The following is a 12,704-nucleotide window of genomic DNA, read 5'->3' as shown; positions in this document are numbered from 1 at the left end:
CAGCCGGCCGCCCTCTGCCTTGACGATCGTCGATTCGACGCCGACGGCGCTTGGGCCCGCATCGAGGATCAATGGGATCCTGGCCCCGAGATCGGCTTCGACATGGGCGGCACTCGTGGCGCTTACCCCGCCCGAGGTGTTGGCGCTGGGGGCTGCGAGCGGCCGTCCGAAGGCGCCGATCAACGCGCCTGCGAAACCCTTCGGCACACGGATGCCGACGCTGTCGAGTCCGGCGGTCGCCAACGAATGGATCGAACTCTGAGGCTTCAGCGGCAGCACGAGGGTCAGCGGGCCGGGCCAGAAGGCCCTGGCGAGCGCCCGTGAGACCGGGTCGAATTCGGCATGCTCTTCGGCCATGGCGAGGTCGGCCATATGGCAGATCAGCGGGTTGAAGCGCGGCCGCCCCTTTGTCTCGTAGATACGGGTGATGGCTGCGGGATTGGTGGCGTCGGCTGCCAGGCCGTAGACGGTCTCAGTCGGGATGGCGATGGCAAAGCCGTCGGCAAGAGCGGCTGAGGCCGCCTCGAGCGCTGCTTGCCTGTCGGTCCTTATGTCGATCGTGCGTGCCATGTTCTGCCCAGCAATCCAAAGTGCCACAGCGTCCTTTGCGCGTCTGGAAAGACGCACGGCGCTGTAGGTCGGCAGTCATTAGGCTTTCCGCCGCCGGCGATCAATCGCTTTAGAGCTGCCGGATGATTTCGCGCAGCTGTTCGTTACGGGCGCCGAGCAAGAGGATGTTGCGGATCGCAGCCTGCGGATCATGGGTGCGGAAGAGCAGGCCGTTGCCGCGCACCGAGCGGTCGATGGTCATCTTTTCCGCGGAGTTCTCGCCGGGTTTGATCGCGACGGCGAAATACATGCGGGAATAACCGACATCGATGCGCTCGAAGAAATTATCGTTCTCGCCGATGTCGGAATAGAAATTGGAGATGTAGAAGGCCCAGCTGACCTCTTCGTAATGGGCGAATTTCGTCCGCGCGGCGGTGACGTGGCAGTAACCGAGATGCGGGCTGTCCTCCAACGTCCGGTGGAAGATCATCTTCGGAAACTGGATCGAGTGGTGAAAGCCGTTGATGTGCTGATGGGTCTTTTCACCGGCGACCTGCAGCTTGCGGCCGGTCTTTGCCGCGACCTCATCATGGGTGAAATACCGCTTTTCCTCGGCCAGCCAGTGCCGCCGCTCGCGGGGGATGCGACCAGTGCGCAAAAATTCGGAATGCGCGGCAATCAGCTGCGGCTCTTGCAGTTTACTTGCTTCTTTCGCGTCGAAATAACGGAGTTTGGCCATGGTTCGCGTTCTTCGGTCGGTCTGAATCAGCAGCAGGATAGGGCGGTATGCTTAAGGCGATGTTAAAAAATCGCCATGCCAGCCTGCCGGCTGAAAGGCAAATGCCGGGAGATGTCGCAAACGCGACTGACATCGATACCAGGCAGCCGACCTCTTTGCGCAACGGGTCTTTACGCCATGTCGCAATTGACGATAATTGCCGGGAGAGTCGGGCAATGTCATCGACCGGGATAGGCAGCCTGTGGCTTGCCGCATCCTGTCGTCAATGTCGAAGCCGATGTCGCATTACAACCAAGCGGCAGCCATGCTCGGTGATTAAATGGCGCCATGAACAATTCTCTCGAAGGAGAAGGAAGCGGGCGCGCTTCCGCCGGCCTTCCCACGCGAGGGTGGCAACCGGGTGCACGAGGACATGAAGATGGATATTCGCAGCAACGTTTTGCGTCAGCTCAAGAGCCGCCGTGAGGGCTTCAGCCTCGAACAGCCGTTCTATATCGACGAGGATTATTTCCAGCTCGACATGGAGATGATCTATTATCGCGACTGGCTGTTCATCGGCCATGATTGCGAGCTGCCGAAGCCGGGCGCCTATTTCACCGTCCAGATCGGCAACTATCCCGTCGTCATCGTCCGCGGCCGCGACAATATCATCCGCGCCTTCCACAACAGCTGTCGCCATCGCGGCTCACGCGTCTGCACCAAGGAGCACGGCTCCTCCGTGCGTCTTGTCTGCCCCTACCATCAGTGGACCTATGATCTCGAAGGCAAGCTCGCCTTTGCCCGCCACATGGGCGATGATTTCGACAAGACCGGCTTCAACCTGAAACCCGTCCATTGCGAAACCGTCGCAGGCTATGTCTTCATCTGCCTTGCCAACACCGCCCCGGATTTCCAGCCGGTGCGCGACAAGATCGAACCCTATGTCGCGCCGCACCGGATTAGTGAGAGCAAGGTCGCCTTCCAGAGCACGATCATCGAGAAGGGCAACTGGAAGCTTGTCTGGGAAAACAACCGCGAGTGCTATCACTGCGCCGCCAACCACCCCGAGCTCTGCCGCACTTATCCCGAAGCCCCGAGTGTCACCGGCACGGATGGCGGCGCCGACGATCCCGAGATCGCCGGCCATTGGGCGCGCTGCGAGGCTGCCGGCCTGCCGAGCAAGTTCCAGATTTCGCCGGACGGTCAGTTCCGCACCGCCCGCATGCCGCTGATCGAAGATGCCGAGAGCTACACCATGTCGGGCAAGCGCGCTGTCCAGCGTCAGCTCTCCGACGATATCTCGATCAGCCATATCGGCACCATGTTGCTCTTCCACTACCCGACGACGTGGAACCATCTGCTTGGTGACCACGCCATCTCCTTCCGCGTGCTGCCGCTCAGCGCCAACGAGACGGCGGTGACGACCAAGTGGCTCGTCCACAAGGATGCCGTCGAAGGCGTGGATTACAATCTCGAGGAACTGACCCACGTCTGGACCGAGACCAACGATCAGGATCGCCGCATCGTCGAGGAAAACGCCTTCGGCATTCACTCACCCGCCTATGAGCCCGGCCCCTATTCCGCCTTGCACGAGGGCGGCGTCATGCAGTTCCTGGAATGGTATTCGAACTTCATGGTGAACCGCCTGCAGGGTGACCAGGCGAAGTTCTCCGTCGTTGCCTGATAGCGCTTTGCCGCACCGGTTAATGTCCGGTTCAGTTCAGCTGATCTAAAAGGGAGAGTAGCCGGCCCCGGCTGCTTTTGGAACCATTCAGGCGAAAAGGCGTTGCTAGGCAGGCGGTGATCGCTGTTGTATGGGAGTTGAAGCAATGATCGGGCTGAGAAACAAGATCGCGACCGCAGTGCTGGCTGCCGCCGTGGTCCTGACGGGCTTTGCGCCGTCGCAGGCAATCCAGATGCCCACCGCCCCGCAGGTGGAAAAATCCTCCGCAGTCGAGAATGTCCAGTACCGCCGCTATTATCGCCCCGGCTATCGTCCGGGCGCCTATTACCGGCCTGGCTATCGTCCCGGCGCCTACTACCGGCCCGGCTATTATGGCGGCTATCGCGGATATTCCTATTACCGCCCGGGATATCGCCATTATAACGGCTACTGGTATCCGCTTGCCGCCTTCGGCGCCGGCGCAGTGATCGGCGGCGCGATTGTCGCGCAGCCGCGTTACGTCGAGCCTGCGCCCCGCATGGGTTCGAGCCACGTCGCCTGGTGCGCAAACCGCTACCGGTCTTATCGCGCCTACGACAACACCTTCCAGCCCTATAACGGCCCGCGTCAGCAGTGCTATTCGCCCTACTAACGTCACCCCAAACCGCGTAGCGGTTTTGGCATGTCGTGATATCGAGCTAAGATGAGAGCCAGACGCCCGGCAGTCATGCCGGGCGTTTCGCGTTCAAAGAATATCCACACGTCTCAGCAGCCACCAGGCAAAGGCGATGGAGGCGACGATGAGGGCAACGGCGTATTCGGTGCCGTAGTCGCCGACGGCGAAGGGCAGGTTTGCCGTGTTCATGCCGAAGAAACCCGTCACCAGCGTCGGCGGCAGCAGGAAGGCCGTCATGATCGACAGCAGATAGAGGTGGCGGTTGGTTTCGGAGGATTGTTTCGAATCGATTTCTTCGTGCAGCAGGCGTGCCCGATCCTGCAGCGCATAGATATCGTGGTCGACTGTTTCCAGCCGGCTCGTCAGCCGCCGCGCCACATCGTCGAAGCCGAAGGGCATCTCGTCGTCGTCGGCCGCCGCCGCCCGGCGCATCAGCGCCAGCACGGTGCGCAGGTGCCGATGCAGCCTGACCACGGTTCGCCGGACCGGCGCCAGGCGCCGGCGCTCGTCGCGCTGCGCACTGTCGTAGACGATATCCTCGATCTGGTTCAGCTCTTCGGTGAGTTCGATGACGATTGCGATCAGCGTGCGCTGGAACTCGATCACCAGCAGTTCGAAGAGATCGACCGGCCGGGAGAATTTGCCCGGGTTTTTCTCGATCAGCGCCCGCGCCCGTTCGACGCTGCGCAGCGGCTGCAGCCGCGTGGTGATGAGGAAGCGGTCGGACATGGCGAAATGCAGCCAGCCGAGATTGTTGGTATCCTGGGCGAAATCGCGCTGGCAATCGACGAGCGTCCCATAGAGCATCTGCTCGTCGACGGTGATGGCCGCATGCGTATCGCGCGTCGTCAGCGCCGATTTCGCGTCCTCTGTCAGTCCGTCCAGCGTATCGAGCAAGGCCGGCACGCGGGCGTCGACAAGGTTGAGGTGCAGCCAGTAGAAACAGTTGTCGGCGGTCAGTTCCGCCACCGTCGCACTATTGTTCAGTCGCACCGCGGTCTTTTCTTCGGGCGAAAAGCGATAGGCCCAGACGAAACCGGGTATGTTGACGGGCAATGTATCCATTGTTCGCCGGTCCTTTGCGAAGGCGATGTCTTCCCTTAGAGATTGTTCATGACGTCCATTTGTCCAAAGGTGCAAGAGCAAAGAGCCCTGTCAGGCGATTTATCGCATGGCGGCCGAGGAAATCGAAATTGACGTTTACGTAAAAATCAATTAGCCCTTGCCTCGGAGGGGCTTGCCCAAGTGCAGGCCGGTCTGCGGAGGAAAAACCATGTACAAGGCGCCCGTCGAGGAAATCGCGTTCACATTGAAGCACGTAGCGGGCATGGACGAGGCGATTTCAAGAGGGCTGCTCGGCGATCTCGGCGAAGATCTGGTCGATGCGATCCTCGCCGAAGCGGGACGTTTTGCCACAGAAGAAGTGGCGCCTCTCGCCGAAATCGGCGACCGCCAGGGCGCCCGCCTGATCGATGGCGAGGTCAGGCTGCCGGATGGCTGGCGCGATCTCTATCGCCACTGGATCGCCGGCGGCTGGAACGGCCTGACGGCGCCCGAAGCCTTCGGCGGCCAGGCCTTGCCGCATATGCTGAATGTCGCGGCGCTTGAAATGTGGAATTCCGGCTCCATGGCCTTCGCGCTTGCCCCGACGCTGACGATGGGCGCCATCGAAGCGGTCAGCACCCATGGCAGTGCCGCGCTGAAGGACAAATATCTGGAAAAGATGGTCTCCGGCGAATGGACCGGCACCATGAACCTGACCGAGCCACATGCCGGCTCCGATCTCGGCGTGCTCAAGGCTCACGCCGAACGCTGCGATGACGGCAGCTACCGTCTCTTCGGCCAGAAAATCTTCATCACCTGGGGCGAGCATGACGCGGCCGACAATATCATCCATCTGGTGCTGGCCCGCCTGCCGGATGCGCCGGCCGGCACCCGCGGCATCTCGCTGTTCCTGGTGCCGAAATTCCTGGTGAACGACGACGGATCGCTTGGGCCCCGCAACGATCTGTTCTGCCACTCGCTGGAGCACAAGCTCGGCATCCACGGTTCGCCGACCTGCACGATGATCTATGGCGACGGAAAATTCGGCGGTGAAAAGGGTGCCGTGGGATGGCTGGTCGGCGAGGAGAACAAGGGGCTGGCCTGCATGTTCACGATGATGAACAATGCCCGCCTTGCCGTCGGCATGCAGGGCGTGGCGATCGCGGAGGCCGCCACCCAGAAGGCACTCGCCTATGCCAGGGAACGCACCCAGGGCAGGGCGCCGGGCGCAAGCGGCGCCGGCATGAGCCCGATCGTCGAACATCCCGATGTCGCCCGCATGCTCCTCACCATGAAGGCGCTGACCCAAGGGGCGCGCGCCATCTCCTATGCCTGCGCCCATGCGATCGACATGTCGCACCGGGCAGGTGACGCCAGCCGCCAATGGCAGGAGCGCGCCGCTTTGCTGACGCCGATCGCCAAATCCTTTTCGACCGATGCCGGCGTCGACGTCGCCTCGCTCGGCATTCAGGTGCATGGCGGCATGGGCTTCATCGAGGAGACGGGTGCGGCGCGTTATCTCCGCGATGCCCGTATCGCCCCGATCTATGAGGGCACCAATGGTATCCAGGCGATCGACCTCGTCACCCGCAAGCTGCCGCTCTCCGGCGGCGATCAGGTGAAGGGCTTCATCGCCGAGCTCAGCGAGATCGCCGATGGCGTCCGCCGCTCCAATCTCGACGGTTTCGGCGAAACCGCTGCGAGGCTCGATGCTGCGATCGCCGATCTCGAGCAGGCGACCGCCTGGCTGATGAAGACGCTTGCCGAGAACAGCACCGCCGAGGCGCTCTCGGGTGCCACGCCCTATCAGCGGCTGTTCGGCCTCGTGCTCACCGGCTGTTACCTCGCCAAGGGCGGGCTTGCCGAAAGTGCCGATGGCGCGGCCGAAAACCGTATCGCGCTCTGCCGCTTCGCCGCCGAAAACCTGCTCGCCGAAACCGCAGCCCTTCGCGACCGGGTCGTCAATGGCGCGGCAAGCCTTGCCGCCGCCCGCATCCTGCTTGCCTGAGGAGACCTTATGACCGAATACATCATCGTCGAGCAGCCTTCCGCCTATCCCGGCGTCCAGTCCATCCGCTTCAATCGGCCGGAAAAGAAGAACGCCATCACCCGCGCCATGTATCGCATAATGGCCGATGCGCTGAATGCGGCCAACACAAGCCCCGACATCCGTGCCACCGCTTTGCTCGGCACCGAAGGCTGCTTCTCGGCCGGCAACGACCTGAACGATTTTCTGGCTGCCGCAATGGGCGGCCGCGGTCTGGAGCAGGAGATCCTCGATTTCCTCTATGCGCTGGTGAATGCCGAAAAACCCGTCGTCTCCGGCGTCGACGGTCTGGCGGTCGGCATCGGCACGACGATCCATCTCCATTGCGATCTGACCATCGCCTCCAGCCGCAGCCAGTTTCGCACACCCTTCGTCGATCTGGCGCTGGTGCCCGAGGCAGGTTCCAGCCTCGTCGCGCCGCGCCTGATGGGACATCAGCGCGCCTTCGCCATGCTTGCCGCCGGCGAAGCATTCTCGGCTGCAGAAGCGAAGGAAGCCGGCCTGGTCTGGAAGGTCGTTGAAAGTGGCGAGGTCGATTCACTGACGCTTGGTCTCGCCGCAAAGCTCGCGGCCAAGCCGCCGGAGGCGCTGCGCATCGCCCGCGACCTCATTCGTGGCGACCGCGGCGAGATCATCGCCCGCATCGACGAGGAGGCCCGCCATTTCTCCGCGCGGCTGAAAAGCGCCGAGGCCCGGGCGGCCTTCGAAGCTTTCATGCGCCGCTGAGCGGCGATCTCGGTCGTTTCCGAAGTATCTATGGCAAGCAGGCCGACACCAACACCAGTCCGGGAGCAAACGGATACCGATTAGACCGCCGGCACATTGAATACCTCGCCGGCCCTCAGTGGCCGGAACCGCTCCGGGGGAATATCATGCTCGCTCATTGCGTCTTGCAACGCTCTTGCCGGCGCGTCGACCGCTTCATTCGTCAGCTGGAACGTGGCGAAGTGATGCCCGGCCACATAGGCAGCATTTGCCAACTTCATCCCGATCACCGCTTCCTGCGGATTCTGGTGCTGCCCTTTCATGAACCAGCGCGGCTCATATGCGCCGAAGGGTAAAATGGCCAAACGAAAGCCGCCATGCTTCTGCTGTGCCGCTTTGTAATTGATGCCGTCGTGAAAGCCCGTATCTCCGACGTGATAAATTTTTCCGGCTGGAGTCGACAAAACGAACGACGCCCAGAGTGCCATCCGCCGATCGGCGGTTCCGCGCGCGGACCAATGGTGTGCAGGCTCCGCATCAATGGTTATTCCGGCGTGCGAAATGCGCTCGCCCCAGTCCATCGATGTCGTCCGTATATCGGGCACGGCACGGCGAATGATCGTGTCATTGCCGAGTGGCGTCACGACACGCGGCTGATGCTTCGCACCCAACCGCCTGAGCGTTGCGATATCGAGATGATCATAATGATTGTGCGACACCAGCACGAGATCAATTGGCGGCAAATCATCGAATGCGATGCCCGGTTGGACGACGCGCTTGGGTCCGGCAAAAGCGAAGGGACTTACGCGCTCCGACCACACCGGGTCGGTGAGGATATTGAGCCCAGCGACCTGCACGAGCATTGTTGCATGACCAACCATGGTCACCCTTAGATCCTCGCCGTCTACGCATGGATCCGGCTTGGCCGCCGGGTATGGACTTGGGACCGACTGCGGCCAGCGCTCACGGCCACCGCCGAATTGCCACCGCAGCAGATCGCGGAAACCAAGGGGCTCGATACCGTCGGGATTGAAGAAATGTGTGCCGTCGAAGTGATCGGACACCGGGCCGTGATAGTAGGGGTTGCGTCTTTTGGCCTTTCCGACAGGCACGCCTATTTCTCCAGCGTCGCCACTACCTCGACATGCGAGGTCCAGAGGAACTGGTCGATCGGCGTCACTTGCGTGATCCGGTAGCCGCCCTCGACGAGGATCGCGAGATCCCGCGCCAGCGTCAGCGGATTGCAGCTGACGGCCACGATCTTCTTCACGCCTGAGCGGGCAAGCTCCTGGCACTGGAACTCGGCACCCGCCCTCGGCGGATCGAAGACGACGGCGTCATAGGGCTTGAACTCCTGCGTCATCAAAGGACGGCGAAAGAGATCGCGCTTTTCGACGGTGACCGGCTTCAGCCCTTGCGTGTTGCGGGCGGCATGATCGAGTGCGGCGAGCGCCTTTGCTTCGGCTTCGACGGCGTGCACGCGGCCGATCCGCGCCAGCCGCAGTGAAAACGTGCCGGAGCCGGCAAAGAGATCGGCGATCCGCTTCGCCTTGCCGGCATGGGCAATGACCAGCTCCGCCATCGCCTCTTCCGCCGGCTTGGTCGCCTGGGTAAAACTGCCCGGCGGCGGTGAAACCTGGACGCCGCCGAATTCGACCATCGGCTTCGACGGCTCGACGAGGATTTCGCCGTTTAGCGAAACACGGGCGATGCCGCGCAGGCCAAGCGCGGTCTCGATTGCCTTGCGCCGCTGCGGGTCGGAGAGTTTCTTCACCTCGTCGACGGAGATGTCGAGGCCGGAAAGCGTTTCGAGCACCGCGACGCGGAAGGGTTCGGCGCTGGTCGCCAGCGAAGCTGCAATCGCCCTGATCGCCGGCAGCCGGGCGATAATCCCTGCCGACGAGATCGGACATTCCTCGATGGCGACGATATGGTGGCTTTCGGCCTGGTTGAATCCAACAAGCATGTCCTTCTCGGTCTTGCGCGCCGCAAACACCACGCGCCGCCGCTCGCCCGGCCGGGCCGGAACGATCTCGCCGACCTCGGGTGTCAGCCCCTTCGATTTCAGCGCGTCGATGACCAGCTGGCGCTTGAAGGCGCGGTAGGGCGCGTCTGCCATATGCTGCAGCGTGCAGCCGCCGCAGGTGCCGTTGACGCCATCCGGGCCGAAATGCCGGCAGGGCGGCTCCTGCCGGTCGGGCGAGGGCGTTGTGATCGACATGATCGTGCCCTGGCTCTTGACCCGGGCAATCGCCACCGTTTCCCCGGGCAGGGAAAAGGGCACATAAACAGGTCCGCTGGCGCTACTGGCGATGCCGTCGCCCTGGGCGCCGAGCTTCTCGATCGTGACGGTTTCGGTGCTCACGGTTTCAATCCTGCCAGAAGGAATTCCTGATTGCCGTCGCCGCCGGAAATCGGAGAGGGGATGAGGCCGAGGCTCTTCCAGCCCATGTCCTCGATGAACCAGCGCTCCAGTTCCGCAGCGACGGCGGGAGCGGACGAGGGATCCTTCAGCATCCCGCCCTTGCCGATCGCCTCGCGCCCGGCCTCGAACTGCGGCTTGACCAGGAGCACGGCGACAGCGCCCGGTTCGGCGATCTCAAGAGCCGGCGCGAGCGCCAGTTTCAGGGTGATGAAGGAGACGTCGGAAACGATGAAGGTCGCGGGATGGCCGATATCCTCTGCCGTCAGGTTGCGGGCATTGAGGCCTTCCCTGTTCGTCACCCGCGGATCGCCTGATATGCGCGGATGCATCTGCCCATGGCCGACATCGATCGCGGTGACATGCTGGGCACCCCGCAGCAGCAGCACCTCGGTGAAGCCGCCGGTGGAGGCGCCGACATCGAGACAGTGATGGCCGGCAGGATCGAGCCGGAAATGGTCGAGTGCTGCGGCAAGCTTCAGTGCGGCGCGCGAGACATAGTCCTGCGCCGGATCGTCGATCTCGATTGCCGCGTCGGCGCTAAACAGCGCGCCGGCCTTGGTGACCACCTGGCCGCCGATCCTGACGGTGCCGCGCTGCACGGCGTCGCGGGCGCGTGAACGGCTGGCAAAGAGGCCGAGAGAGACGAGAAGCTGGTCGAGGCGTTGGGTGTTTTGATCTGACATCGGCTGTGCATGACCGGCAAAGCCGCCGGTTGCAAGCATTTTGTTCCCAAGACCGTCATTGACCCTCAAAAGCTTTCGGCGATAATCCTGCCGCGGCGATCGCGGGGCGGGCCGCAGACACGGGGGTGTTCCATGCTGAAGCTCTTCACTCTGATTGTCGCGGCAGTCATCGCATCGCCCGCGCTCGCGAACGACACCATGGCCGAGGTCAAGACCGGCGGGCTGATCTTTGCCCAATCTGATGATGTCAGCATGGCGGAAGAGGATCTCTTCATCTCCGCTTCGGAAGTGCGCGTCGACTATATCTTCGAGAATAGCTCCGACAAGGATGTCGAAAGCCTGGTCGCCTTTCCGATGCCTGACATATCAGGCCAGGTCGACAACAATTCCGCCATCTCCGATTATGACAGCAACAACTTCCTGCATTTCTCCACCGTGCAGGATGGCAAGCCAATCACCGCCAAGCTGCAGCAACGCGTCGTTTCGCTCGGCATCGACGTGACCGACGAGTTCGCCAAGCTGGGCATTCCCGTCCTGCCCTATAGCCAGAAGACGACCGAGGCACTTGCCAAGCTTCCCGAAACCGTCCGCAAGGACTGGATCTCCCGCGGCCTCGTCTATCCCATGGGCGCAGGCGATGCCGCCGGGGTCGACCTCGTGCCGCTCTGGACGCTGCGCTCGACCTATTGGTGGCGCACCACCTTCCCGGCAATGAAAAAGGTCAGCGTCGAGCATCGCTACAAGCCGGCCGTCGGCGGCACCGTCGCCATCAGCTTTCTCGAAGGTGGCGAGCCGAAGGGTGATCGTTTCGAGGAATATTCGCGCAAATATTGCCTCGACGGAGATTTCGTCCGGGTTGCCCAGCAGCGTGCTCGGGAAGCCGAGGCGGGAGGCGCCAACTATACCGAAAGCTGGATCTCCTATGTGCTGTCGACCGGCGCCAACTGGGCGGGGCCGATCAAGCACTTTCAGCTGACGATCGACAAGGGCAAGCCCGGCAGCCTCATCAGCTTCTGCGGCAGCAACGTTCAGAAGATCGGCCCGACGACCTTCCGGATGACATCAGAGGATTTCGATCCCACTAGGGATTTCGACATCCTGATCCTCAATCCTCCGGAAACGGCACAATAATCCGCAGGCTCTGCCGCTGTTGCAGTGCACAAATTTAAACAAATTTAAAACCTGCCCATATAGGTTCAGCGTGATTGCAGCGGTTCATCTGAACTGCTCGGCGCCATGAAGGCGCAAGCGTTTCCACGCCGATCATGTTCTCAGGTTCAAACATCCCGGCGGTTGCGTCTCGCGCGACCTGCCTCTCGCCGCGTCGACTGTCGTCAGGAGAAATCACCGATGTCCGCCAAAAACATATCCTTGAACGGTAAACTTGCGGCCACGTTCGCAGCCCTCATTCTTATTTTCGTCGCCATATCAGCTTTCGTTTATTCCAAGGCGACGGCGTCCGCGGCCGCTTCTGCCGAGCAGGAAAAGTCCGAGCTGCTCGTCAACCAGATCGACGATGCGCTGCAGGCGATGCTCGAGCAGGCGGTCAACCTGCGTGGCTTCATCCTCTTCCGCAGCGACAGCACCTATGGCGATGTCTTCGCCAACCGCGAGCGCATGCTGAAGGCGATTGCCGCCGCCAAGCAGACGGCGACGGGCGAGCCGCAGCTGGTCGAGATGATCGACGGGATGCAGAAGGCCGCCGACCTCTATTTCCATGAACTTGCCGAGCCGCAGACCAAGGCGCGCAAGGAAACCGACATGCCGATCGAAGAGGTCGTCAAGATCGGCGTCAACGCCACCAAGGGCCAGCTCGACGGGTTCCGCCAGGCCTCTGCCAAGATCAAGGCCACCGCGCGTGAAAAGTCGAATGCGCTTGCCGCCATCCGGGCCGATGCCAACAGCGATCTGAAGACGACGCTGCTTGCCGGCGGCATCCTCGCCTCGCTTGCGGCTGCCGTTCTCGCCTGGCTGATGTCGCGCACCATCGTCCGGCCGGTGGTCGGCATGACTGCGGCCATGGATCGCCTTGCCGGCGGTCAGAACGACATCGAAGTCCCGGCTGTCGAGCGCGGCGACGAAATCGGCCGCATGGCCCAGTCGGTCCTGGTCTTCAAGCAGGCGGCGATCGAGAAGCTGCGCCTTGCCGGCGAGACCGACCGCATGCGCGACGACGCCGAGCGCCAGCGCCGGG

Annotated in this window: 12 protein-coding genes; 6 read left to right on the top strand and 6 right to left on the bottom strand. The window is 62.3% G+C overall.

All coding sequences use genetic code 11. From position 1 onward, the window contains the following. Together MOV76_RS35345 and MOV76_RS35340 are read right to left on the bottom strand one after the other, a co-directional pair. A partial coding sequence (locus MOV76_RS35345) for an L-threonylcarbamoyladenylate synthase (RefSeq protein ID WP_247266277.1) occupies nt 1–570 on the bottom strand: 570 nt, incomplete at its 3' end. 109 nt (nt 571–679) lie between these two features. Beyond that, entirely contained in the window at nt 680–1,288 is a 609-nt protein-coding gene (locus MOV76_RS35340; protein WP_018245042.1) for a DUF6656 family protein, read from the bottom strand. Nucleotides 1,289–1,706: 418 nt separating this feature from the next. Here MOV76_RS35340 and MOV76_RS35335 point away from each other — a divergent pair, with 418 nt between their 5' ends. Further along, nucleotides 1,707–2,951 (top strand): aromatic ring-hydroxylating dioxygenase subunit alpha, encoded by a 1,245-nt coding sequence (locus tag MOV76_RS35335; protein WP_130751053.1) that lies wholly within the window; start codon nt 1,707–1,709, stop codon nt 2,949–2,951. Between the two features lie 145 nt (nt 2,952–3,096). After that, entirely contained in the window at nt 3,097–3,582 is a 486-nt protein-coding gene (locus MOV76_RS35330) for a BA14K family protein (RefSeq protein WP_018449336.1), read from the top strand. A 93-nt stretch (nt 3,583–3,675) separates the two neighbouring features. On the opposite strand, the gene MOV76_RS35325 is transcribed toward MOV76_RS35330, so the two are convergent. Then, nucleotides 3,676–4,671 (bottom strand): transporter, encoded by a 996-nt coding sequence (locus MOV76_RS35325; RefSeq protein ID WP_003556974.1) that lies wholly within the window; start codon nt 4,669–4,671, stop codon nt 3,676–3,678. Between the two features lie 208 nt (nt 4,672–4,879). Here MOV76_RS35325 and MOV76_RS35320 point away from each other — a divergent pair, with 208 nt between their 5' ends. Both MOV76_RS35320 and MOV76_RS35315 read left to right on the top strand, forming a co-directional pair. Next, nucleotides 4,880–6,658, top strand: coding sequence for an acyl-CoA dehydrogenase (locus MOV76_RS35320; protein ID WP_247266276.1), 1,779 nt, complete (start codon nt 4,880–4,882; stop codon nt 6,656–6,658). 9 nt (nt 6,659–6,667) lie between these two features. Further along, nucleotides 6,668–7,423 carry a crotonase/enoyl-CoA hydratase family protein gene (locus MOV76_RS35315; protein ID WP_247266275.1) on the top strand — a complete coding sequence of 252 codons (756 nt, stop codon included), beginning with the start codon at nt 6,668–6,670 and terminating at the stop codon, nt 7,421–7,423. A gap of 80 nt (nt 7,424–7,503) precedes the next feature. Here MOV76_RS35315 and MOV76_RS35310 read toward each other — a convergent pair whose 3' ends face one another. From MOV76_RS35310 to MOV76_RS35300, 3 genes are read right to left on the bottom strand one after another with little or no spacing between them, the layout of a single operon-like run. After that, entirely contained in the window at nt 7,504–8,514 is a 1,011-nt protein-coding gene (locus MOV76_RS35310; RefSeq protein ID WP_065277946.1) for an MBL fold metallo-hydrolase, read from the bottom strand. Nucleotides 8,515–8,516: 2 nt separating this feature from the next. Next, the gene (locus tag MOV76_RS35305; protein WP_247266274.1) at nt 8,517–9,767 is read right to left on the bottom strand and encodes a class I SAM-dependent RNA methyltransferase; all 1,251 of its coding nucleotides are present in this window, start codon (nt 9,765–9,767) and stop codon (nt 8,517–8,519) included. Further along, nucleotides 9,764–10,549, bottom strand: a complete 786-nt coding sequence (locus MOV76_RS35300; RefSeq protein WP_247266273.1) for a TlyA family RNA methyltransferase — start codon at nt 10,547–10,549, stop codon at nt 9,764–9,766. The genes MOV76_RS35305 and MOV76_RS35300 overlap by 4 nt, the downstream gene beginning before the upstream one ends. Before the next feature lie 93 nt (nt 10,550–10,642). Here MOV76_RS35300 and MOV76_RS35295 point away from each other — a divergent pair, with 93 nt between their 5' ends. Together MOV76_RS35295 and MOV76_RS35290 are read left to right on the top strand one after the other, a co-directional pair. Further along, on the top strand, nt 10,643–11,641 hold the full coding sequence (locus MOV76_RS35295; RefSeq protein ID WP_247266272.1) for a DUF4424 domain-containing protein: 999 nt from the start codon (nt 10,643–10,645) through the stop codon (nt 11,639–11,641). A 219-nt stretch (nt 11,642–11,860) separates the two neighbouring features. Continuing rightward, nucleotides 11,861–12,704 (top strand): CHASE3 domain-containing protein (locus MOV76_RS35290; protein ID WP_247266271.1); only part of this gene is annotated, 844 nt, incomplete at its 3' end.

Source organism: Rhizobium sp. PRIMUS64, assembly GCF_023006465.1.
Lineage (GTDB): Bacteria > Pseudomonadota > Alphaproteobacteria > Rhizobiales > Rhizobiaceae > Rhizobium > Rhizobium leguminosarum.
Note: the sequence above shows the minus strand (reverse complement) of the source record. Positions and strands in the feature narration are given on the sequence as shown.